17 protein-coding genes are annotated in these 24022 nt (G+C 67.0%); 10 read left to right on the forward strand and 7 right to left on the reverse strand.

Features of this window, described 5'->3' with window-relative positions:
* Positions 1-170 precede the first annotated feature (170 nt).
* From AC5P65_RS16935 to AC5P65_RS16950, 4 genes are all read left to right on the forward strand, one after another.
* On the forward strand, positions 171-653 hold the full coding sequence (locus AC5P65_RS16935) for a DUF3574 domain-containing protein (RefSeq protein WP_021202058.1): 483 nt from the start codon (positions 171-173) through the stop codon (positions 651-653).
* A 36-nt stretch (positions 654-689) separates the two neighbouring features.
* Positions 690-1547, forward strand: a complete 858-nt coding sequence (locus tag AC5P65_RS16940; RefSeq protein ID WP_111098296.1) for an SH3 domain-containing protein — start codon at positions 690-692, stop codon at positions 1545-1547.
* A 109-nt stretch (positions 1548-1656) separates the two neighbouring features.
* On the forward strand, positions 1657-3375 hold the full coding sequence (locus AC5P65_RS16945; protein ID WP_111098295.1) for a thiamine pyrophosphate-dependent enzyme: 1719 nt from the start codon (positions 1657-1659) through the stop codon (positions 3373-3375).
* 464 nt (positions 3376-3839) lie between these two features.
* The gene (locus tag AC5P65_RS16950) at positions 3840-5450 is read left to right on the forward strand and encodes a SulP family inorganic anion transporter (protein ID WP_111098912.1); all 1611 of its coding nucleotides are present in this window, start codon (positions 3840-3842) and stop codon (positions 5448-5450) included.
* A 164-nt stretch (positions 5451-5614) separates the two neighbouring features.
* Here the strand turns inward: AC5P65_RS16950 and AC5P65_RS16955 are convergent, their stop codons facing one another.
* Positions 5615-6325 carry a glutathione S-transferase gene (locus AC5P65_RS16955; RefSeq protein ID WP_111098911.1) on the reverse strand — a complete coding sequence of 237 codons (711 nt, stop codon included), beginning with the start codon at positions 6323-6325 and terminating at the stop codon, positions 5615-5617.
* A gap of 168 nt (positions 6326-6493) precedes the next feature.
* Here AC5P65_RS16955 and AC5P65_RS16960 point away from each other — a divergent pair, with 168 nt between their 5' ends.
* The 3 genes from AC5P65_RS16960 (at position 6494) to AC5P65_RS16970 (ending at position 10721) form a co-directional block, all read left to right on the forward strand.
* A complete protein-coding gene (locus tag AC5P65_RS16960) occupies positions 6494-7315 on the forward strand; it encodes a DUF3014 domain-containing protein (protein ID WP_111098910.1) in 822 nt (273 codons plus the stop codon).
* A gap of 181 nt (positions 7316-7496) precedes the next feature.
* A complete protein-coding gene (gene clpB / locus AC5P65_RS16965; RefSeq protein ID WP_111098909.1) occupies positions 7497-10082 on the forward strand; it encodes an ATP-dependent chaperone ClpB in 2586 nt (861 codons plus the stop codon).
* 54 nt (positions 10083-10136) lie between these two features.
* Complete coding sequence (locus AC5P65_RS16970; RefSeq protein ID WP_227844783.1) at positions 10137-10721, forward strand: hypothetical protein; 585 nt, start codon at positions 10137-10139, stop codon at positions 10719-10721.
* A 39-nt stretch (positions 10722-10760) separates the two neighbouring features.
* On the opposite strand, the gene AC5P65_RS16975 is transcribed toward AC5P65_RS16970, so the two are convergent.
* The 3 genes from AC5P65_RS16975 to AC5P65_RS16985 all read right to left on the reverse strand — a co-directional run bounded on the left by AC5P65_RS16975 (position 10761) and on the right by AC5P65_RS16985 (position 13725).
* On the reverse strand, positions 10761-11561 hold the full coding sequence (locus AC5P65_RS16975; RefSeq protein ID WP_111098908.1) for a MipA/OmpV family protein: 801 nt from the start codon (positions 11559-11561) through the stop codon (positions 10761-10763).
* Positions 11562-11701: 140 nt separating this feature from the next.
* Positions 11702-12991, reverse strand: a complete 1290-nt coding sequence (locus tag AC5P65_RS16980) for an ATP-binding protein (RefSeq protein WP_111098907.1) — start codon at positions 12989-12991, stop codon at positions 11702-11704.
* Entirely contained in the window at positions 12988-13725 is a 738-nt protein-coding gene (locus AC5P65_RS16985) for a winged helix-turn-helix domain-containing protein (RefSeq protein WP_010481563.1), read from the reverse strand. Before AC5P65_RS16985 ends, AC5P65_RS16980 begins: the two co-directional genes overlap by 4 nt.
* A 182-nt stretch (positions 13726-13907) precedes the next feature.
* Here AC5P65_RS16985 and AC5P65_RS16990 point away from each other — a divergent pair, with 182 nt between their 5' ends.
* The gene (locus AC5P65_RS16990) at positions 13908-15194 is read left to right on the forward strand and encodes an O-acetylhomoserine aminocarboxypropyltransferase/cysteine synthase family protein (protein WP_111098906.1); all 1287 of its coding nucleotides are present in this window, start codon (positions 13908-13910) and stop codon (positions 15192-15194) included.
* 323 nt (positions 15195-15517) lie between these two features.
* On the opposite strand, the gene ybaL is transcribed toward AC5P65_RS16990, so the two are convergent.
* Positions 15518-17215 (reverse strand): YbaL family putative K(+) efflux transporter, encoded by a 1698-nt coding sequence (gene ybaL / locus AC5P65_RS16995; protein ID WP_180832921.1) that lies wholly within the window; start codon positions 17213-17215, stop codon positions 15518-15520.
* Between the two features lie 153 nt (positions 17216-17368).
* Positions 17369-19756 (reverse strand): TonB-dependent receptor plug domain-containing protein, encoded by a 2388-nt coding sequence (locus AC5P65_RS17000; protein WP_495215771.1) that lies wholly within the window; start codon positions 19754-19756, stop codon positions 17369-17371.
* Positions 19757-20090: 334 nt separating this feature from the next.
* Here AC5P65_RS17000 and AC5P65_RS17005 point away from each other — a divergent pair, with 334 nt between their 5' ends.
* Positions 20091-21956 (forward strand): ABC-F family ATP-binding cassette domain-containing protein, encoded by a 1866-nt coding sequence (locus AC5P65_RS17005; protein ID WP_111098903.1) that lies wholly within the window; start codon positions 20091-20093, stop codon positions 21954-21956.
* 91 nt (positions 21957-22047) lie between these two features.
* Here AC5P65_RS17005 and ampR read toward each other — a convergent pair whose 3' ends face one another.
* Positions 22048-22911, reverse strand: coding sequence for a LysR family transcriptional regulator AmpR (ampR, locus tag AC5P65_RS17010; protein WP_021204719.1), 864 nt, complete (start codon positions 22909-22911; stop codon positions 22048-22050).
* Positions 22912-23085: 174 nt separating this feature from the next.
* On the opposite strand from ampR, the gene blaL2 reads away from it, so the two are divergent.
* On the forward strand, positions 23086-23997 hold the full coding sequence (blaL2, locus tag AC5P65_RS17015; protein ID WP_495215772.1) for a L2 family extended-spectrum class A beta-lactamase: 912 nt from the start codon (positions 23086-23088) through the stop codon (positions 23995-23997).
* Positions 23998-24022 lie beyond the last annotated feature (25 nt).

Genomic DNA, 24022 nt, shown 5'->3' on the forward strand with positions numbered 1-24022 from the left:
ACTTACATCCATCCGGATGAAGCGATATATTATCTTCGCGTGATGGCCGGTGCCGATGCAAGCCCCTGCCGGCCTGGCATGAGTTGATGCCCTGCTGGCATCAGCACGCCGGGCCGGTGGCGCTGTACGCTGCCGGCTCGCCTTGTCCCCCCTTCCCCGGAGCTGTACCGATGAAACACCTTGGCCTCGTCTTTGCCGTGCTGCTGGCCACCAGCGGCTGCGCCAGCCTTTCTTCGCAGGCGCCCAGCGCCTATGCCACGGCCACTACCGCCGAACTGAAGGGCGATGCCGCCCGCCCGTCTTCCGCGCACGGCTGGGTGCGCAGCGAGCTGTATTTTGGCGTCGGCGAGGAGCAGGGCGCCGGCAACCGCCCGCAGGCCGACACCATCAGCGACGCGCAGTGGCGCACCTTCCTGGACAAGGAGGTGACCCCGCGCTTCCCGGATGGCCTGACCGTGTTCGATGCCTATGGCCAGTGGCTGTTCCGCGGCGATGCCGCGCCCAACCGCCTGCGCACGAAGGTGCTGGTGGTGCTGCATGAGGACACCCCGCAGCGCCGCGCCGATATCGAAGCGATCCGCCTGGCGTGGAAGCAGCAGACCAGGCATCAGTCGGTGCTGTGGTCGCGGCAGCCGGTCGAGGTATCGTTCTGAGTTGAAGGCGCCGCCGCGGTGCCGCAGGGAGCAATGATGAACTACAGGGAATGCCTGCTGGGCCTGGTATTGGTGGGCGTGCTGGCACCGCCGGCGCAGGCGGGTGGGGACGACGGCGAAACGCTACGCTTCCAGGTGGCCGCTCATGTGCAGGCGCATGCCGATCCCCAGCAGGACGGAAGCATCGTGGTGCAGCTGTCACCGTCGGGCAAGCGCCAGACGCTGGCGGGCGCGGCCGATGCCGACGGCAATTCGCGCTGGGGTCTGGAAGACGTCGATTTCGATGGCTACCCGGAACTGGTCGCGCGCGCCCCGGTCGGCATGGTCAACGAGGCGGTGGCGGTGTACCGCTTCGATCCGACCAGTGCCGGTTTCCGCGCGCTGCAGGCCGGTACCCACGGCAAGGACAGTTGTGGTGACCTGATGGGGCTGAGCGTGGACGTTGCCACCCGCACCCTCACCAGCAGTTGCCGCAGCGGCCCGATGTGGTACACCGACCAGTACCGGTTTGCAGGCGCGAAGCTCCATCTGTACCGCTCTGAGAGCGTGCTGATGCTGGCCGATACGTTGAACGCCGCGCTGCAGTGGGAACAGACCGAAGAGCAGGGCCCGTTGGCGGTCTGGCGCACCTATGACCCCGCCGGCCGTGTGTTGGAAAGTGCCATCGCCGATGGCCTGGGAGCACCGCCGGACGGGCCGTTGCAGGGGCAGCAGGCCACCGTGGTGCCCGCGCGCCTGTTCCTCTTCGACCGACCCGGCGCGTCCAGCACCAAGCGTTACCTGGTGCAGGGGGATCGCGTGGAACTGCTGGATGAACAGGACGGCTGGGTGAAGCTGCGCTACCGCAACCCGAAAAGCGGTGCAGTGGAGGGTTGGATCAACGTCAATGATTGACGAGACGTCTACCCGCAGTTTGCACATCGAGGCAATGGGCAACTTGCCCACGGGGGCATCACTTCATCGGGTCTAGCCTCGGACGTTCCCCCGTTCGAGGATGTATCCGATGAGCAAGCGCGTGGCCGAAATCGTGGTGGACGCCCTGCAGCAGGCTGGTGTCCGCCGTTGCTACGGCATCGTGGGCGATACGCTCAACCATGTGACCGATGCGATGCATGGCAGCGAGATCGCCTGGGTGCACGTGCGCCATGAAGAAGTGGCAGCGTTCGCCGCCGGCGCCGATTCGCTGGTGAGCGGCGAGTTGACCGCCTGTGCGGGCTCCTGTGGTCCCGGTGGCCTGCACTTCATCAACGGTGTGTTCGAGACCAACCGCAACCGTGCACCGATGGTGCTGATCGCCAGCCAGGTGGTGACCAGCGAGCTGGGCATGGAATTCCCGCAGGAAGTGGATTTCAAGGCGGTCTATGGCAGCTGCACGGTGTTCTGCGAGCAGGTGCACAGCCCGGAGCAGGCGCGACGCGTGGTGGCCCTGGCCTGCCAGGCGGCGATCAGCCGGCGTGGCGTGGCGGTAGTGATCCTGCCGGCCGACATCAGCCAGGCTGAGGTGAAGCACGATGTGCCGTTCTCGGTGCACTACACCCAGCCGGTGCTGCGCCCGTCCGACGCCGAACTGCAGCGCATTGCCGAGCTGCTGGGGCAGGGCAAGCGTATCGGCATCTATGCCGGTGCCGGTTGCCAGGGCGCGCACGCGCAGCTGCTGGAACTGGCCCGGCACCTGCAGGCGCCGGTTGCGCACACTTCGCGCGCCAAGGATTTCGTCGAGCCGGACAACCCGTACAACATGGGCATGACCGGAATCTTCGGCATCGAGTCTGGCTTCCACACGCTGATGGAGTGCGACACGCTGCTGCTGCTCGGCGCCGACTTCGCCTGGGGCCAGTTCTACCCCGACAAGGCCACGATCATCCAGGTCGACCGTGATGGCAGCCACCTTGGCCGCCGCCACCCGGTGAACCTGGGCGTGGTCGGTGACATCGCACCGACGCTGGATGCCTTGCTGCCGATGTTGCCGCCGCGCGAGGACAGCAGTTTCCTGGACGAATGTATCGAACGTCGCGACAAGGCGCTGAAGAAGCGCGAACAGGAAGAACAGCCGGGCGAGGGCAAGCTTATCCACCCGCAGCATCTGACCGCGCTGCTGTCGAAGCATGCCAGCGACGATGCGCTGTTCACCGCTGACGGCGGCTCGCCGATGGTCTGGGTGCTGCGCCATATCCGCGTCAACGGTCGCCGCCGCACGCTGACCAGCCTGCTGCACGGCACGATGGCCAATGCAATGCCGCAGGCCCTGGGCCTGCAGAAGGCGTTCCCCGGCCGGCAGGTGATTTCGCTGTCCGGCGATGGTGGCCTGGCGATGCTGTTGGGTGACCTGCTGACCGCGGTGCAGGAAAACCTGCCGATCAAGGTGGTGGTGTTCAACAATGGCTCGCTGAACTTCGTCGAGCTGGAGCAGAAGGTGGAAGGCCTGCTGGACAACTACACCGACCTGAAGAACCCGGACTTCGGGCGCCTGGCCGAGGTGATCGGCTTCCACGGCCGCACGGTGACCCGTAGTGAGGATCTGGAGGAAGCGGTGCAGGATTTCCTGTCGCAGCGCGGCCCGGCACTGCTGGACGTGCACACCAGCCGCGCCGAGCTGGTGATGCCGCCGCAGATCGAGGCCAAGCAGGTCGCCGGCACGGCGCTGTATGCGGCCAAGGCAGTGTTGAACGGTCGCTTCGATGATGTGAAGCATCTGCTGGTGGACAACTTCCTGAAGAAGTAGGGGGGGCGATGCAGGGCTGCGCCCTGCACCTGCAGAGGCCAAAGCAACAGCCGAAGCAACAGCAACAGCTGGGTATCCGTGGGATGGCGGGGTGGGTCCGGTTGCGGGGGGCGCTGCAAGTCCCCCTCCGGGGCCCGGCCCAGCCGCTGGCGGCTGTGCGTTCGGGCGCTTGCGAAGCAGTGCTTCGCAAGCAAAGCGCCCTCACCCATGTAAGCTCGGTCGCCGCTTGCTCGTGTGCGCAGGATTGCGCACACGAGCAAGCGGCGACCGAGCTTACAGGGACGTACTTGCAGCGACCCCTGCGCAGCCTACCCGCCCGGCCCACCCCCTGAGGTCCGCTGTCCGCGACCAACCCAGCCACGAGGGGCCCCGCCGTTGGCTGGAACCCATCATTCCACGACGGAATTGGCGCGCCAGCCCCGCTGGGCCTACCATCGGCGGTCCCCACCCCCACCGCCCCTTCCATGTCCGCTCCCGCTTCCGCCGTACCGCGTCGCTGGTTCGTCGCCGGCGACTTCAACGGCTTCTTCGGCCTAGTCGTCGACAACCTCTCCATCCTCGGCTTCATCGCCATGGCTCTGGTCGGGATCTTCCAGTTCCCCGCCGACGTGGTGTTCGGCCGCATGTTCCCCGGCACCGCCTTCGGCGTGCTGATCGGCAACCTGCTGTACACCCTGATGGCACGCCGGCTCGCCGCGCGTACCGGCCGTGACGACGTCACCGCCATGCCGCTCGGCCTGGATGCCCCGACCAGCATCGGCATGGCCCTGCTGGTGCTTGGCCCGGCCTTCATCGCTTTCAAGCAGCAGGGCATGGACCCGCACGCGGCGGGCATCGCCACCTGGCAGCTGGGCATGGCCGCGCTGGTCATCATGGGCGTGCTCAAGTTCGTGCTGTCGTTCTTCGGTGAAGCGGTCACCCGTGCGCTGCCGCGTGCCGCGCTGCTGGGTTCCATCGCCGGCATCGCGCTGGTGCTGATGGGCCTGTTGCCGCTGCTGGAAACGCTGCGCTCGCCGCTGGTCGGCTTCACCACGCTGGGCCTGCTGCTGTACGTGCTGATCGCCAAGGGCAAACTGCCGGTGCGTGGCCCGGGCGTGCTGCTGGCCTTCGTGTTCGGCACCGTGCTGTATTACGGCCTCGGCCTGGCCGGGCTGGGCGCGCCGGGCTTCCATGTGCCGGCGTGGGTGCCGCCGCAGGTGGTGCTGCCGCTGCCGACGCTGGGCTTCCTCGATGGCCTGCCCACCGCGATGACCTACCTGCCGCTGCTGCTGCCGTTCGGCCTGCTGATGGTGGTGGGCGGCATCAATGTGTCTGAAAGCGCACGCGCGGCTGGCGATGACTACCGCACCCGCGACATCCTGCTGGTGGAAGCGGTGGCCACGCTGGTGGCGGGTGTCTGTGGCGGTGTCGCGCAGACCACGCCCTACATCGGCCAGCCTGCCTACAAGCACATGGGCGCGCGCAGCGGCTACACGCTGCTGACCGGCCTGTTCGTCGGCATTGGCGGCATGCTCGGCATCATCTCCGGGTTGGTGCAATGGCTGCCGCTGGCGGTGCTGGCACCGATCATCGTGTACGTGGCCATCGACATCACCACCCAGGCCTTCCAGGCCACGCCGCGCCACCATACCGGCGCGATGGTGTTCGGTTTCCTGCCGTCGGTGGCCTACCTGCTGGCGATCAAGGCGCCCGGCTGGATCGCACCGGACCAGCTGCCGCAGCTGCTGACCAAGCTCGACGGCCATGGCCTGCCCGAGCTGGCGGTGATTTTCACCCTCGGCAACGGCTTCATCATCACCTCGATGCTGTGGATCTCGGCGGTAGCCGCGATGGTCGATGGCCGCCTGCGCCGTGCCTGCGGCTTCCTGCTGGTGGCGGCGGTGCTGACCCTGTTCGGCCTGATCCATTCGGTGGACCCGCGTGGCGGCATCTACCTGCCGTGGGATCTGGACGGGCTGGCACGCATCATCAGCTTGCAGTTCGCCGGCGCCTACGTGGCATTGGCGCTGCTGCTGGGCCTGCTGTCGCTGCAGAAGCAGCCGGTGAAACCGCTGGCTGATCGCACCGATCCTTGACTGGTGACGCCGGGCATGGCCCGGCGTTACCGCTCCTTCCACTTCTGGTGCTCTGTTGAGCCGAGCCTGCGCTCGGCTGCTCTGAGCCGAGCATGGCTCGGCTCTACAGGGGCGTGTTGCAGGCGGCGAATGATCACAGCGCGCTCTGCCGGCCAGGGCCGGCACTACCGTTCGGCGTCCAGCTCCGGGTAGTGGCGGAAGATGCCATTCGTGTTGAACGCCAGACGTCGTTCCGAGGCCAGATAGGCGGCGATGTTCGGCCGCTTCGCCACCCGCGCCTGCAGCGCGCGCAGCAGGGGCAGGGTGGACGCCAGTGCCTGCATGCGGCGTGGAAACATGTAGTCCAGCCCACTCAGTAGCTGGAACAGCGACAGATCCACGTACGAATGCTCGCGCAGTGCATGGCGGCCACCGTTGGCGGCCAGCACCCGTTCGAAGTAGCCCAGGAACTTCGGCAGGCGCTCGCTGCGCAGCGACGCGGCACGTGCCTTGGCCTCGGTCTTCTGCGCTTCGTAGTACTTCGATGCGGCAATCGGATGGTGGGTGTCGTGCACCTCGGCCACCAGGTCGGCGATGGTCAGCTGCAGTTGCAGCGCCTGCATCCGCCGCGAGGCCGCCTGTGGCACCAGGTCCAGCGTCGGGCCGAGGAAATCCAGGATCGCCGCGACCTGCGCGATGACCTGGCGGCCGGCCTTCAGGAACGGCGGTGCAAAGGGCTGTGGCCCGTCACTGCTGCCATCCAGGAATGGCTGCATCACCGCATCGCCGTGCACCCGCGCCATGTCGATGTAGTCGGCGCCGGCATCTTCCAGCGCCAGTCGCACGAACTCGCCCCGGCCCTGGATGCCGGTCCAGTAATACAGCGCGTACTGCATGGCAGTGTCTCCGCAGGACAAGGCCCCAGCCTCGCGCGCGGCATGCAAAGCAGGCGTGAGCGCGGTTCTGGTGCAGGGCGAACCCGAACGGCAGCGGAACCGGTGGGGAACCGGCTGGAACCGGTGGGGTCACACCTTCTCCATGCGTGTGAAACGAGGTGCTGCATCATGCAGAGTGCAAAGGCGGTATGGCCCTGGGTGCTGGGTGTGGTGGTGATCGGCGGCGCGGGCGGTTGGTTGTTCCGGGATCAGCTGAAGCACTTGGCAGATGGTGTTTCGGTGCCGGTGCAGTCAACTGCCGTCAGTACCAGCGCAGCGCCACAACCGCAGGCGGCCGCGGAACCCGCGCCAGCGCCACCGACGATCAGGCATCCGCTGGATACCGAGGCCGCCGCTGATCCGGCACTGCCGAAGCTGGCTGACAGCGATACGGCTGCCTGGGGTGCATTGAGCCAGCTGTTCCAGGGCGAAGGGCCGCTGACCCTGCTGCTGCGCGATCACCTGATCCAGCGCCTGGTCACCCAGGTCGACAACCTGGACAGGCCCAGCGTGCCGCCCACTGCGCTGGCCGCACGGCCGCTGCCGGGCAACCTCCAGGTCGAGCCCGGCGAAGGCGGTGATCGCACCGCCGCCAGCAACGCGGCGCGCTATGCGCCCTATGTGCAGGCCTTCACCGCGCTGGATCCGGCAGCAACGGCAACGGCCTACAAGCGCTTCTATCCGTTGATCCAGCAGGCCTACGTCGACCTGGGCCGGCCCGACGGATATTTCAATGATCGCCTGGTCGCGGTGATCGACCATCTGCTTGATACCCCGGAACTGGCCCAGGCGCCTCTGGTGCAGCGCGATGAGCGCGGCCGTTACCGCTTCGTCGATCCCACCCTGCAGTCACGCTCGATCGGGCAGAAGGCCCTGCTACGCATGGATCCTGCACAGGCGCGGGCGATCAAGCAGCAGCTGCGGGCGATCCGCAGCGCGATCACCCGCTGAGCCCGTCCACCGTGCCGAACTGATCGGGATCAACGCGCCGACCACACCCGTTCCGGCATGCTGGCCGCAGGCTGACTGGCCCCGGGGTGCAGTCGCAGCCACCCTTGAAACGGGGTGGGGCAACCGCATCTTTCCAGCATTGCCGGCCTAGGCCGGCCCTGATGACCGATGAGGATTCGCAATGCGGATGGACAAGCTCACCTCGCGTTTCCAGCAGGCGCTGGCAGACGCACAGTCGCTGGCCGTGGGCCGCGACAACAGCATCATCGAACCGGTTCACCTGTTCAGCGCGCTGCTGGACCAGCAGGGCGGCAGCACGCGCCCGCTGCTGGCCCAGGCCGGGGTGAACGTACCGGTCCTGCGCGAGCGCCTGACCGAGGCGCTGGACGCACTGCCCAAGGTATCCGGCCAGGCCGGCAACGTCTCGATGGGCAACGATCTGGGGCGCCTGCTGAACCAGACCGACAAGCTGGCCCAGCAGCATGGTGACGCCTTCATCGCCAGCGAGTGGTTCGTGCTGGCGGCGCTGGAGGATGGTGGCACGCTGGGCATGGCGCTGCGCGCCACCGGTGCCGACAAGACCCGCCTGCAGGCGGCCATCGACAAGCTGCGCGGCGGCGAGAACGTGCAGTCGGAGAATGCCGAGGAGCAGCGGCAGGCGCTGGAGAAGTACACCATCGACCTGACCGCGCGCGCCGAGAGCGGCAAGCTCGACCCGGTGATCGGCCGCGACGAGGAAATCCGCCGCACCATCCAGGTGCTGCAGCGCCGGACCAAGAACAACCCGGTGCTCATCGGCGAGCCCGGCGTGGGCAAGACCGCGATCGTCGAAGGGCTGGCCCAGCGCATCATCAACGACGAGGTGCCCGAAGGCCTGCGCGGCAAGCGCGTGCTGTCGCTGGACATGGGTGCGCTGATCGCCGGTGCCAAGTTCCGCGGTGAATTCGAGGAACGCCTGAAGGGCGTGCTCAACGACCTGGCCAAGAACGAAGGCCAGATCATCCTGTTCATCGACGAACTGCACACCATGGTCGGTGCCGGAAAGGCCGATGGCGCGATGGATGCCGGCAACATGCTGAAGCCAGCGCTGGCGCGCGGCGAGCTGCACTGCATCGGCGCCACCACGCTGGACGAATACCGCAAGTACATCGAGAAGGACGCTGCGCTGGAGCGCCGCTTCCAGAAGGTGTTCGTCGGCGAACCCACGGTGGAGGACACCATCGCGATCCTGCGCGGGCTGAAGGAAAAGTACGCCGTGCACCACGGTGTGGAAATCACCGACCCGGCCATCGTGGCTGCAGCCACGCTGTCCAACCGCTACATCACCGACCGCCAGCTGCCGGACAAGGCCATCGACCTGATGGACGAAGCCGCCTCACGCCTGCGCATGGAGATCGACTCCAAGCCGGAGGAGCTGGATCGCCTGGAACGCCGGGTGATCCAGCTGAAGATCCAGCGCGAGATGCTGAAGAAGGAGAAGGACGAAGCCTCGCGGCAGCGCCTGGCCGATCTGGAGAAGGACATCGATGCGCTGGAGCGCGAGTTCTCCGATCTCAATGAAATCTGGAAGTCGGAGAAGGCCGCGCTGCAGGGCGCAACCAAGATCAAGGAACAGGTCGAGCAGGCCAAGCTGGAGCTGGAAGCCGCGCAGCGCCGCCAGGATTTCGCCAAGATGAGCGAGATCCAGTACGGCCTGTTGCCACAACTGGAAAAGCAGCTGGCTGCGGCCCAGGAAGCCGAGCACAAGGACTTCAAGCTGGTGCAGGACCGCGTGACCGACGAGGAGATTGCCGAAGTCGTGTCGCGCTGGACCGGCATCCCGGTCAACAAGATGCTCGAAGGCGAGCGCGACAAGCTGTTGCGCATGGAAGAGGTGCTGCACAACCGCGTGGTCGGCCAGGAAGAAGCGATCAAGGTCGTCTCCGATGCGGTACGCCGCTCGCGTGCCGGCCTGTCCGATCCGAATCGTCCGGCCGGCTCGTTCCTGTTCCTCGGCCCGACCGGCGTCGGCAAGACCGAGCTGTGCAAGTCGCTGGCCGAGTTCCTGTTCGACAGTGCCGACGCGATGATCCGCATCGACATGAGCGAGTTCATGGAAAAGCACAGCGTCGCCCGCCTGATCGGTGCGCCCCCGGGCTACGTCGGCTACGAGGAAGGCGGTTACCTGACCGAGGCCGTGCGTCGTCGCCCGTATTCGCTGATCCTGCTCGATGAGGTGGAGAAGGCGCATCCGGATGTGTTCAACATCCTGCTGCAGGTGCTGGACGATGGCCGCCTGACCGACGGCCAGGGCCGCACCGTGGACTTCCGCAACACCGTCATCGTGATGACCTCGAACCTGGGCTCGCACCAGATCCAGGACATGAGCGCCGACGACAGTCCGGAGGCCTACACGCAGATGAAGGCGGCGGTGATGGGCGTGGTACAGGCGCACTTCCGGCCGGAGTTCATCAACCGCCTGGACGACATCGTGGTGTTCCACCCGCTGGACAAGCAGCAGATCAAGCAGATCGCGCGCATCCAGATGCGAGGGCTGGAGAAGCGGCTGGCCGAGCGTGGGTTGAAGCTGGCGGTCTCCGATGCGGCGTTCGACCTGCTCGGCAACGTCGGCTTCGATCCGGTGTATGGCGCGCGCCCGTTGAAGCGTGCAATCCAGTCGCAGCTGGAGAATCCGCTGGCACAGCAGATCCTGTCGGGTGCTTTCGTCAACGGCGACACCATCGAAGTCGGAAACGACGGCGGCCGCCTGGTGTTCGCCAAGGCCTGAACCGGTGGCGCGCCTGCCATGGCTGGCGCGCCACCAAAGCCTCAGCAAGGCACAATGATCCCGTTTTACTTTCGCAAGGACGAGGAGAACCGCATGGACGTTACCCGCAGGGTTTCACTCTGCGTGGCGCTGGCGCTCGCTGCAGTTGCTGGACACGCCGCAGCCGTCGAACAGGTCCAGCTGCCGCCGATGAAGGGTTACCAGCAGGCCCACCAGAGCACCGACGCACAAGGCAACCGCATCACCGAGTACGTGCCGCAGGGCCAGACCGTGCAGGACTGGACCGACATGGTCACCGTCAACGATGCGCCGAACAGTGGCCATGTGAGTCCGCGCGAGTTCCTCGGCATCATCGAGGCGGGGTGGCGCATGGCCTGTCCGGCTGCGCAGAGCCACTGGATCCGCGAAGGCGAGGAGGGCGGACGGCCATTCGCGCTGCTGATGCTCAGTTGCCCGCTGAACCCCGGCACCGGCAAACCGGAGTTCACCTGGATCAAGGGCATGCAGGGCAGGCAGGGCTTCCACACCGTGCAGAAGTCGTTCCGCGCCGAACCGGAGAAGGACGACGTCGTGCAGTGGATCGGCTGGCTGCGCGAGGTTGGCTTGTGCGGCAGCGGCGACGCCCCGGCCTGCCGCTGATCGCAGCAGAAGAGGGCGCCCAGCGGCGCCCTTCATGCATCAGAAGCGGTGCGTATAGCCGCTCATCACGCCGAACTGGTTCGCCTTCTGCACGATCGGGCTGTCGGCGGCATCACCGAGCAGGCGCGTGCCTTCGGCCGAGATGTACCAGTTGCCGTTGCGGCCCACGCGGTGGCTCCACTTCAGGCCGACACCGGCACTGACCAGGCCGGCCTTTGGCTTGTGCTCGGCAAAGCCGGTACGCGCCGCCTGTTCCGGGCTGACGCCGTACCAGGTCTGCATGTAACCGCGGTTGCCGTAGTCGGTGGACACGCTGCCGCTGACCACGCCGCCGGCCAGGTCGAACAGCGGCATGCTCAGGTTCAAGTGCACCTGCTGGGTGGCCAGGCCGTTCTCGGCCTTGTCCTCGTCTTTGCGGGTGAACTGCCAGGAGCCGCTCAGCACGGCTTCGCCCAGCGTATAACCAGCCGAGACGCCGACCAGGGGACGGGTATCGATATCACCCATGCCGCGCAGGAAGTCGGAACCGCCGAGCAGCGAGTCCTTTTCCTTGCGGATGCCGCTGGCGCCGACATACGCGCGCACGCGGGTGTGCTCGCCGATGGAGGTGCCCCAGCCAATGCCACTGGTGCCCAGAAACCATCCACCCGGCGAGGTGACATCAAAGGACAACGACGGCGTCGCACGATACTCCTCGCTGCCGCTGTAGCGCGGCGCCACGCCACCGCCGGCAGCGAGCTCGAAGGTCCAGTGGTCATCCCTGGCGTGGGCGATCGGTGCGGCGAACAGCGGCAACAGGGCCAGGCAGAGCAGGGCGGGGGAACGGCGAAGCTGGGACATGGAAACTCTCGACAATGGGAGGAAGGCAGCGCGCGCATCCGGCGAGTGCTGCAGGGTCGCTAGCGTGGCGATACGCCGGCGACCGATCCGTCCGCAGTTGTGCGGGAGTTGTAATCAACTGTAATTGCACCCAAGGGCGTTCAGCTGGCAGCCAGCGGCCAGTGCATCTCCAGGCGCGCGCCGCCCAATGTGGCGCGGCTGATGCGAAGCTCGCCGCCGTGGCGGACGGCAATGCGGCTGACGATGGCCAGGCCCAGGCCGAAGCCCCCGGTATCGCGGCTGCGGCTGTCATCCAGGCGGGTGAACGGGCGCATCACCTTCTCGCGATCGGGTTCGGCAATGCCGGGACCGTCATCATCCACGCGCAGGCAGGCGCGGCCGCTGACACCGACCAGCGAGACTTCCACCTGCGAGCGCGCATGGCGCAGCGCATTGCCGACCAGGTTGCTCAGTGCCAGCTGCAGCAGGCGCGGCTCGGCATCCACCCGTGGCAATGCACTGGGTTGCACGCGCAGTACCACCCCGGCACGTTCGGCATCACGGCGCGCATCGGCCAGGCAGGCCTGCAGCCAGTCATTGGCTTCGATACGCTGCATCGGTTCGCCTTCGCTGGGGTGCTCCAGGCGCTCATACGCCAGCAGTTCGCTGACCAGCCGGTTGAGTTCGGCCAGATCGCCGTGCAGCCCCTGTGCCAGCCGTGCACGGCGTTCGTGATCGTCGCTGTCCTGCATCAGGTCCAGGCCGAAGGCCACGCGCGCGATCGGCGTGCGCAGCTCATGCGAGATCGCATGGGTCAGGTCGCGCTGGCGCTGCACCAGTTCGGCCACGCGTGCCGCCATGCGGTTGGAATGGTCCACTATGACCCGGATCTGCGAGCGTGGCGAGACCTGCGCGCGTGCCTGCAGATCGCCAGCGCCGATGCGGTCGGCGTGCAGGCGCAGCGCTTCCAGGTCGCGCCAGAGCAGGCGCACCCACGCGTACAGGCTGGCGCCCACCAGCAGCAGGATGCTGAGGTAGGCGGCGATGGTCATGTACGTCGTCATCTGCACCGCGCCAGGCAGGCGCAGGTGCAGCCAGCGGCCATCGCTGCCCTCGATGGGCAGCAGGACCTGCTGGTATTGATCGCGCACGATGAAACCATCGGCCTTCACGGCCACCTGTTCCTGCGCGTCGAGTGCTGGAGGTTTGTCGAGCAGGGTCAGGGCGATGCCGTAGTGTGGCTGCCACTGCTGCAGGCGCTCACGCTGCTGGTCGGCATCCAGGCCGGCCAGGCCACTGCGCAGGGCGTACACCTGACCACGCACCTGCTGGACGAAGACGCGATCCTGCACGGGCGTGTAGATGCCATCCAGGATGTGGTTGAGGAAGAACACCGACACCAGGAAGCAGGCACCAGTGACGAACCACAGCCACAGGAACAGCCGCTTCATGCGGTCCAGGCCGACGGGTTGAACTGGTAGCCGCGGCCCCACACGGTCTTGATCCGCCGCGGTTCGCGCGCGTCATCGCCCAGCTTGCGGCGCAGCTTGCCGATGCTGACATCGACACTACGGTCCAGGCCGTCGAAGCCGATGCCGCGCACCGCCTGCAGGATCTGGTCGCGCGACAGGATCTGCCCCGGCTGGCTGGCCAGCAGCCACAGGATCTCGAATTCGGTGGTGCCCATGTCTACCGGCTGGCCATGCAGATGCACCTCGCGCTGCATGCGGTCGATCAGCAGTTCACCATGCATCAGCCGGCAGGGCGTGCCAGTGTTGCTGCTGCCGTGGCGGCGGCGCAGCAGCGCGCGCAGGCGCGCCAGCAGCAGGCGCGGTTCGATCGGCTTGTGCACATAGTCGTCGGCGCCGGATTCCAGGCCCAGCACCTGCTCGATGTCGTCCTCGCACGCGGTCAGCATCAGGATCGGCACGTCGGAGAAGCTGCGGATCTGCCGGCACACGTCGATGCCGCCGAGGCCGGGCAGCATCAGGTCCAGTACCACCAGCTCGGGCGCATGCTGTCGGCAGGCCGCGCCGGCAAGGTCACCGCGCGCCACATGCTGCACGGCGAAACCATGTTCGTGGAGATAGTCGCTGACCAGTTCGGCCAGGCGACGGTCGTCCTCCACCAGCAGGACCTGCGTCGGAGTACCGTTGGCGGTGGGTGTCCAGGGGGATGGCTGCATGCGCGTGGGGCCTCCGTGCCCGGGCAGGAGCGCCCGGCGGCGAAGCCTATCAACGCCCCGTGACCGCTGCCTGAATCGCGGCCAACCTGATAACCCCCGGTATGGGCGTCATCGCCAGCAGCTTTCAGCGGCGGATGTCGGCTGGCCTATGGTGGCGGCTTCCCCGGATGGAGCCTGGCGCAATGAGCGATCCGCAGTGGCAACTGGAAACCCTGGCCGTGCACGGCGGCTACCGTCCCGACCCGACTACCCGCGCGGTGGCGGTGCCGATCTACCAGACGGTGGCGTATGCCTTCGATGACACCCAGCACGGTGCCGACCTGTTCGACCTGAAGGTGCCGGGCAATATCTATACGCGCATCATGAACCCCACCACCGACGTACTGGAGCAGCGCCTGGCTGCGCTGGAAGGCGGCATCGGTGCGCTGGCGCTGGCCTCGGGGCAGGCCGCGATCACCTATGCCATCCAGACCATTGCAGAGGCCGGGGACAACATCGTCGCCTCCAGCGCGCTGTATGGCGGCAGCCTCAACCTGCTGGCGCACACGCTGCCGCAGTACGGCATCCAGGCGCGCTTTGCTGATCCGGCTGATCCTTCTGCGTTCGCCGCGCTGATCGACGAGCGCACCAAGGCGGTGTTCGTCGAATCCATCGGCAACCCGCGTGGCAACGTCACCGACATCGCTGCGATTGCGGAGGTCGCGCATGCCGCCGGGGTGCCGCTGATCGTCGACAATACGGTGGCCACGCCCTTCCTGCTGCGCCCGTTCGAGCACGGCGCCGACATCGTGGTGCACTCGCTGACCAAGTACCTGGGCGGCCACGGCACCAGCCTGGGCGGCGCGATCATCGATTCGGGCCGCTTCGACTGGACCGCACAGCCCCAACGCTTCGCGCGGCTCAACCAGCCCGACCCCAGCTACCATGGCGTGGTCTATACCGAAGCCCTGGGGCCAGCGGCCTACATCGGCCGCGCGCGGGTGGTCCCGCTGCGCAATACCGGCGCTGCGTTGTCGCCGTTCAATGCGTTCCTGATCCTGCAGGGCATCGAGACCCTGGCCCTGCGCATGGAACGCATCAACGCCAATGCACTGGCCGTCGCGCAGTACCTGAAGGCGCACGCCAAGGTAGCGTGGGTGCGCTACGCCGGACTGGCCGACGACCCCGAGCACGCCGCCGCGCAGCGCTATCTGGGTGGGCACGGCTCGGGCGTGCTGACCTTCGGCCTGCCGGGCGGGCGCGAGGCAGGCGCACGTTTCCTTGACGCGCTGAAATTGTTCACCCGCCTGGTCAACCTGGGCGATGCGAAGTCACTGGCCACCCATCCGGCCTCGACCACCCACCGCCAGTTGGATGCGGCGGAACTGGCCAAGGCCGGCGTCAGTGAAGACACCGTGCGGCTGTCGATCGGCATCGAGCACATCGGCGACCTGCGCGCCGACCTGGAGCAGGCCCTGGCCGCAGCCTGATAGCCGCGCGCTTGGTGCATATCGCCACAGGCGATCACCACCGGTGGCGCGATGCGCTACGGTGGAACTGCCTCTCCAAGGCGTGGCAACGTGGCGATCCAGATCCCCGGTCGATGCGGGTCGACCGGGGATTTTTTTGTTTCCGGGGTCAGATCCGTTTTCCTGCGGAAAACGGATTTGACCCAATGCACCAACAGCAGCGGGGAACTGTCGAAGGCGGACCCACCCCGCCATCCCACGGAATGCCTGCTTTTGCTTTTGCCGTTGCAGTTGAAGTTGCTTCAGCAGGTGCCGGGCTGCAAGCCCTGCCGCAAGCACACTTCTCACACCACCGGGATACTGTGCTGCCCCAGATTCCGGTACGGCGGTGTGGACATGATCATCTCCGCCAGCGAGTACGCCAGCTCACGTTCGGCCATCACCGTGCCATCGGCACCGTGTTCCAGCAGATGCTTCACTTCCGCATCGCTGTGCGCGCGCGCCAGCAGGGTCAGGTCCGGGTTGATCGCACGCAGCTTGGCCAGTGCCTCGCCGGCTTCCAGCGGCTGTGGGATCGCCAGCACTGCGATCTTGGCCCGCTCCGGATGGGCCTCGGCCAGCACCCGGTCGGCGGCGGCGCTTCCACGGATCGCTGCCAGGCCCCTGGCGTGCGCCTGCTCGACGTGCTCTTTGTTGTCATCGATCACCAGCACCGGCACGCCACGGTCGCTCAGCACCTGCGCCAGTTCGCTGCCGACCCGGCCATAGCCGATCACGATGGCGTGGTCATGCAGGTCCCGTGACGGGCCGATGGCTTCAGGCGGCTCGGGTGCCTGCGGGGACTGCTCCTGCTTGGCCTGCCAACGGTCGAGCAGGCCGAACACCAGTGGGTTGAGCATGATCGACACCAGCGCACCGGCCAGCACCAGCGACTGGCCTTCCTTCGGCAGGATCTGCAGCGCCACGCCCAGGCCGGCGATGATGAAGGCGAACTCGCCGATCTGTGCCAGGCTGGCCGAGATGGTCAGCGCGGTGCTGGTCGGGTGGCCGAACGCACGCACGATGAAAAATGCCGCCGCCGACTTGCCGAACATGATGATGGCGACGGTGGCCAGCACCTGCCACGGATGCTGGACGAGGATGTTGGGGTCAAACAGCATGCCGACCGAGACGAAGAACAGCACCGCGAACGCATCGCGCAGCGGCAACGAATCATGCGCGGCCTTGTGGCTCAGCTCCGATTCGTTGAGCAGCATGCCGGCGAAGAACGCGCCCAGCGCGAACGAGACACCGAACAACATGGCCGAACCGAACGCCACGCCCAGCGCGATCGCCAGCACCGACAGAGTGAACAGCTCGCGCGAACCGGTACCGGCGATACGTTCGAGGATCCACGGGATGACCCGGCGCCCGACCACCAGCATCACCGCCACGAACAGGCCCAGCTGCACGAACGTCCAGCCGATGTCGGCCAGCACGCTGCCCAGCGAGTGCGATTCCTTGGCCGCGTCGGGGCCGAACACACCGGCCATCACCGGCATCATCACCAGTGCCAGCACGCAGGCCAGGTCTTCCACGATCAGCCAGCCGACCGCGATCTTGCCGCGCATGGTCTCCAGCAGACGGCGTTCCTCCATCGCCCGCAGCAGCACCACGGTACTGGCGGTGGCCAGCGAGAAACCGAAGATGACGCCGTGGATGGCCGGCCAGCCCATCAGCGAGGCCACGCCCCAGCCGAGCAGGGTGGCCACCGCGATCTGGCCGATGGCACCGGGGATGGCGATGGCCTTGACCGCCATCAGGTCCTTCAGCGAGAAGTGTAGGCCGACGCCGAACATCAGCAGCATCACGCCCAGTTCGGCCAGCTGGTTGGCCAGCGCCTGGTCGGCGACGAAGCCGGGGGTGAACGGGCCTACGCAGATGCCAGCAACCAGGTAACCGACCAGAGGGGACAAGCGGAGCTTGTTGGCCAGCGCGCCGAAGATGAAGGCGAGCCCCAGGCCAACGGCCACGATGTTGATCAGGTCGGTGTCATGGTGCATCGGCACTCGCAGGAAATCGGGGGGATGTCCCGATTTTCACCTAATGGGCCAGATGCAGCAAACCCTGCAGGAAAATGGGGTCAGAGCCCTTTTTCCAGCAGGAAAAGGGCTCTGACCCCACAGGGTATGCCGGCCAGCGGCCGGCACTACCCCTTACCAGGTGTACTTGATCCGCCCGTACACATACGCGCCGTTGAAGCCGAACGGCGAGTAGTTGCTGTAGGGCAGCATGCCGAAGGTGGAGTTCTGCAGGTCTTCGGTGCGGTCCGGGTACTTGTCCAGCAGGTTGTCGGCGCCCACGGTCAGGGTCCAGTTGCTGCTCGGCTTGTAGCTGGCCGAGGCATCCACCACCCAGGCATCGCCGTAGGTCTGGTCGCGCAGCGCGGTGGCCGAGTTGCGCACGGTGAACTTGCCGTAGCGGGTTGCGGCCAGGCCCAGTTCCCAGTGATCCGAACGCCAGGTGCCACTCAGGATCGCCTTGTCGCGCGGGTAGCTGTCCTCGATGCGACCGATCTCATCACGGCCGATCAGCGACTGGGTCAGGCCCAGGGTGCCGAACACCGCCGGAGTGCCGCCGACACGGCGCACTTCGGTGTCGTTGTAGCTGTAGGCGGCGGTCAGCTCCAGGCTGCTGGCGCTGAACGGCACCGTGTAGCTGGACACGAAGTCGACGCCACGGGTGCGCGTATCCAGGCCGTTGGTGAAGTACGAGAACGCAGTCACCTGCGGCAGGCCCAACCCGGCCAGCAGGGCACTGGAGGCCGCGTTGGTAGTGATGCTGGACGACAGCGCGATGCGGTCATCGATGTCGATCTGGTACGCATCGACGGTGATGTACAGGCGGTCGACCGGCTGCAGTACCAGGCCCAGGCTGTAGGAGGTGGACGTCTCGGCCTTCAGCGGCGAGGCGCCCAGTGCCTGCGCGGCCGGGCTGGTGGTCGGGAAGGTGCCGCGCTCGACGAACACGCCGTTGAGGAACTGGCTGGTGACCGCCTGGTAGCCCTGCTGCGCCAGCGACGGTGCACGGAAGCCGCTGGAGGCGGTGGCACGCACCGCGACCTTGTCGGTGAACGCATAGCGTGCCGACAGCTTGCCGGAGAAGCGGTCGCCGAAGTCCGAGTAGTCCTCGTAGCGGCCGGTGATGCCGGCCGAGAACTTCTCGGTCAGGTCCGCTTCCAGGCCCGCATAGACCGCGTAGTTGTGGCGGTCGGCATGCACTTCATTGGTCGGGGTGAAGCCGGCGAAGCCCTGCGCGCCGCTGCCGGTGTACGAGTTCAGTTCGCCCGGGTTCTGGTCCCACTTCTCCTTGCGGTACTCACCGCCGAAGGACAGCGTGACCGGGTAGGCAAGGCCCCAGTCCAGCGACTTGGTCAGGTCGGCGTTGAAGATGTCCTGCTGGTACTTCAGCGTGCCGTCGTAGAACGAGCGCGGGCTGGTCGCACCGAGGCTGTAGTTGATGCTGTTGCGGGTGTGGAAATCGAGGGTGTTCTCGCCGTGGTTCAGGCTCAGGTCCCAGGTCCAGCCGCTGTCGGTGTTGCCCTTGACCCCGGCCACCAGCGAGCGGTCCTTGGAATACTGGTTGATCTCCGGCACGTAGCCGTCCGGATAGGTCTGCGCCAGCAGCGCGCTCTGCCCGCTGTGGTTGCGCGAACGGTAGAACGCAAACGAGGTGATGTCGCGATTGCTGAGCAGCGCGCTGGCGTAGCCGGTCACGTGGTCGCTGAAGTCGAAGCTGGCGTTGGCCGACGCAGCAGTGGCATCCACGCGCGGGTCGCCGACGATGAAGGTCTTCTGGCCGATGCTGGGGAAGTTGCCGGTGTTCGGCGTGGTGCCGCGGTACGGGCCGGCGCGGTTGCTTTCATCCTGCTGGCTGATCTGGCCGGCCACGTGCACGCGGCCTCGGCCGTTGCCGAACTCGACGCCGGTATCGCCGGAAAGCTGGTACTTGTTGCCGTCGCCGGCGGAGTACTGGCCGTAGTCCACGGCCAGGCTGCCGCCACTGCCGCTGCCCTTGAGCACGATGTTGATGACGCCGGCAATGGCGTCCGAGCCGTACTGCGCCGACGCGCCGTCGCGCAGCACTTCCACGCGCTCGATCGCGGCGATCGGGATCGCGTTGATGTCCACCGCAGACGAGCCACGACCGATGCTGCCGTTGACGTTGATCATCGCTGAGGTGTGGCGGCGCTTGCCGTTGACCAGCACCAGCACCTGGTCCGGCGACAGGCCGCGCAGTTGCGCCGGGCGCACGCCGCTGGTGCCGTCGGTCAGTGCCGGGCGCGGGAAGTTCAGCGAGGGCAGGGCGCGTGAAAGGGCGGTGGCCAGTTCGCTGGTGCCGGTGGACTGCAGCGCTTCGGGGGTGATGATGTCGATCGGCGACTGCGATTCGGCGACGGTGCGGTCGGCCACGCGGGTGCCGGTGACGATCACGGTGTCCAGGGTGTTGGCGGCGGTGCCGGCCTGCTGGGCGGCGGCGACGAACGGAGAGCCACCGAGTGCGACAGCGACGGCGGCGGCGATCAGGCTGGTCGTGCGGGTCATCGGGATGGGCTCCGGTTGGCGGGGGCGGCACCGGAATCGACATCACGGGGGTGAGGCGGACGGCGGTTGTTGCGGTGCGCAATACAGCAATTAACGGGATATTCAGTGCCTGTCAAATGCCGGTCATCGGAAAAAACGTTGCAGCAGCAACCATTTAGCCCGGGCAGGCATCGGCGGGGAGGAGACCCGGGACGCGCGCGGCGAGGACGTGGGAGAGAGGAACGTCGGCCACTGCGCATCCCGGGACGCGTCAAGTATTCGTTAACGCTAGAATTGCGTCGCAGGAACAGTGCTCACCAGCACATTCCATCCGGTTATATGGACCCCTTCCCCGATGATCTCCCTTCGTAATTTCGCCTTGCGCCGCGGCGAGCGGCTGCTGTTGTCCAATGTCGACCTGACCCTGCACGCCGGTTACCGGGTAGGTGTGGTCGGCCGCAACGGTGCTGGCAAATCCAGCCTGTTCGCGGCGGTGAAGGGCGAACTGGAGGCCGACAAGGGTGACGTCGACCTGCCCGGCAAGGTCCGTATCGCCAGCGTGGCCCAGGAAACCCCGTCGCTGCCGGACCCGGCGCTGAGCTTCGTGCTGGGCGGCGATACCGAGGTGGCCGCGGTGCTGGCCGAAGAGGCCGAGGCGACCGCCCGCGAAGACTGGGAGGCGGTGGCCAACGCACACACGAAGATGGCCGAGATGGGCGCCTACGACGCCGAAGCGCGCGCCGGCAAGCTGTTGCACGGCCTTGGTTTCCCGGCCGAGACCCACCACCGCGCGGTGTCCTCGTTCTCCGGTGGCTGGCGCGTGCGCCTGAACCTGGCCCGCGCGCTGATGATGCCCAGCGACCTGCTGCTGCTCGACGAACCGACCAACCACCTCGATCTGGACGCGGTGTACTGGCTGGAACAGTGGCTGCTGAAGTACCCGGGCACCCTGCTGCTGATCTCGCATGACCGCGAGTTCCTCGACAACGTGGCCACCCACACCCTGCACCTGCACGGCGGCGGCGCCAAGCTCTACCCGGGCGGCTACACCGATTTCGAGCGCCAGCGCGCCGAACAGCTGCGCCAGCAGCAGATCGCGCACGAGAAGGAGCAGGCCGAGCGTGCCCACCTGCAGAGTTTCATCGACCGCTTCAAGGCGCAGGCCAGCAAGGCCGCGCAGGCGCAGAGCCGCATGAAGCGCCTGGCCAAGCTGGCCGGCACCGAAGCGGTGCGCGCCGAACGCGAGTTCCGCATCGAGTTCGCGCCGCCGGCCAAGCTGCCGTTCTCGCTGATCCGCCTGAATCACGTCGAGGCCGGCTATGGCCAGGACGCGGTGATCCTGCACAACGTCGGCTTCGGCCTGGAAGCGGGCCAGCGCATTGGCCTGCTCGGCCCGAACGGCGCCGGCAAGACCACGTTGGTGAAGACCCTGGTGGGCGAGCTGGCGCCGATCGTCGGTGAGCGCATGGCGCACCCGGACCTGAAGATCGGCTACTTCGCCCAGCACACGGTGGAGTCGCTGCACGAAGGCCAGTCGCCGATGGAGCACTTCCGCGAGATCGCCCCGGACGCACCGAACCAGTCGTTCCGCGACTTCCTCGGCAAGTGGAACTTCCCGGGTGACCGCGCGTTCGAGCCGGTCGATGGCTTCTCCGGTGGCGAGCGCGCACGCCTGGCGCTGGCGCTGATCGCCTGGCAGCAGCCGAACGTGCTGCTGCTGGACGAACCGACCAACCACCTTGATCTGGAAATGCGCGAAGCGCTGGCCGAAGCATTGGCCACCTTCGAAGGCGCGATCGTGATGGTCTCGCACGACCGCCATCTGATCGGCCTGGTCTGCGATACCTACTGGCGCGTGGCCGATGGCGTGGTCGAGCCGTTCGATGGCGACCTGGATGCCTACGCCGCGTGGCTGCGGACCCGCCCGCAGGCGCAGGGCACCAAGGCGCGCATGGAACAGGTGGAAGAGCCGGTGGTGGTCAAGACCGCCCCGGTGGCGCAGGTGGTGCAGAAGAAGCCGGTGAACCCGCACAAGCTGGCCGCGGCCGAGGCCAAGGTGGCCGAGCTGGAGGGTGCACTGGCCGAGCTGGACCGGCAGCTGGCCGACCCGGCCAACTACGCCGATGCCACGCGCATGGCGGTACTTGGCCGTGACCGCGAAACCGCCGCCGCGCAGCTGGAAAAGGCCGAAGCCGCCTGGATGGAACTGCTCGAGTCCTGATGCCATCGGTAGCGCCGGGCCATGCCCGGCGAGCGCAACGGATCGCAAAAGCCGCCGGGCATGGCCCGGCGCTACCCACGTCCCCTGCGTTTCATCCCTGCGCCTGCAGCCACTCGCGGAACCGCTTTGCCGGCTCGCGCTCTGCACGCGAGCGCAGCCGCGTCAGCCAGTAGCGTCCCAGCTCCAGTGTGGTGCCGAACGGCTGCAGCAGGCGGCCTTCGGCCAGCTCCTGCTCGAACATGCGCAGCGGCAGCAGCGCCACGCCGGCGCCGCCGACCGCGGCCATCGCCACTGTCAATGACGAATCAAACACCGGCCCGCGGGCTTCCACGCCACTCACTCCTGCCGCCTGCAACCAGCGCGGCCATTCGTCGCTGCGGTAGGAGCGCAGCAGCGGCAGCGTGCCCAGGTCGCGCGGCTGTTTCAGCCGCCGCGCCAGTGCCGGCGCGCACAGCGGCGCGAACGGCGCGTCGAGGATCGCCGTGCAGGCCTGGCCCTGCCAGTCGCCATCACCAAACCGGATGGCCAGGTCCAGGCCTTCGCCGGCCAGGTCGATGCGGTTGTTGTGGGTCTGCAGGCGCAGCTCGATGTCCGGGTGCGCTGCCTCGAACGCGGCCAGCCGTGGCAGCAGCCAGCCGGTGGCGAAGGTGCCGACCACGCCCAGGGTCAGCACTTCACGCGCAGGTCCGCCGGTGTAACGCGCGATGCTGGCCGAGATGCGTTCAAACGATTCGTTGAGCACCGGATACAGCGCCGCGCCTTCTTCGGTGAGCGCCACGCCGCGCGGCAGGCGATGGAACAGGCGGATGCCGAGCCGGTCCTCAAGCCCGCGAATCTGGTGGCTCAGCGCGGCCTGGCTGACACACAGCTCCAGCGCGGCACGGGTGAAGTTCTGGTGGCGGGCGGCGGCCTCGAAGGCGCGCAGCGCGTTCAGGGGCAGGGTAGGGTGCAACATCGCGCAGTCGTGAGCTGGAGTGATGTCTGATCCTAACGCTTCAACCATGGATTTCGGAAAATTAAGGGGTTGAATGCGTCAGGCATTAATTCACTTCATGCCTCCTGTTGATTTTTTGCGCTGGTCGCCCCCGATAGCGGCTTCAATAATCGAGCGGTCCCCAGGAGAACCCGTATGCTCGCCCGTCGCCGATTCCTGCAGTTCAGTGGTGCCGCCGTGGCTTTCCCGCTTGCCCTGCCGCTGCTGGCACGTGCTGCGGGCAAGACCACCGCCAACGCACCCACCGATGCCGCCATTACCGCCGCCACTGACTTCGCCGCGCTGGAAAAGGCCTGCGCCGGACGCCTCGGCGTGACCCTGCTGGACACTGCCAGCGGTCGCCGCATCGGTCATCACCAGGACGAGCGCTTCCCGATGTGCAGCACCTTCAAGAGCATGCTGGCGGCTACCGTGCTCAGCCAGGCCGAGCGCACGCCGGCATTGCTGGACACCCGCGTGCCGGTGCGCGAGGCCGATCTGCTCTCGCACGCACCGGTTACCCGCCGCCATGCAGGCAAGGACATGACGGTGCGCGATCTGTGCCGTGCCACGATCATCACCAGCGACAACACCGCCGCCAACCTGCTGTTCGGCGTGGTCGGTGGCCCGCCCGCAGTGACCGCGTTCCTGCGCGCCAGTGGCGATACGGTGAGCCGCAGTGACCGCCTGGAGCCGGAGCTGAACAGCTTTGCCAAGGGCGACCCGCGCGACACCACCACGCCGGCGGCGATGGCCGCGACCCTGCAGCGCGTGGTGTTGGGCGAGGTACTGCAACCGGCTTCGCGGCAGCAGCTGGCCGACTGGCTGATCGACAACGAAACCGGCGACGCCTGCCTGCGCGCGGGCCTGGGCAAGCGTTGGCGCGTGGGTGACAAGACCGGCAGCAATGGTGAAGACGCGCGCAACGACATCGCCGTGCTGTGGCCCGTAGCCGGAGGCGCCCCGTGGGTGTTGACGGCTTATCTGCAGGCGGGCGCGATCAGCTACGAGCAACGCGCTAGCGTGCTGGCACAGGTGGGGCGGATTGCCGACCGGTTGATCGGATGAGGTAACCGGGGTCATTCAAACGTGG

Source organism: Stenotrophomonas sp. YJH_SMC_48-3 (assembly GCF_059369375.1).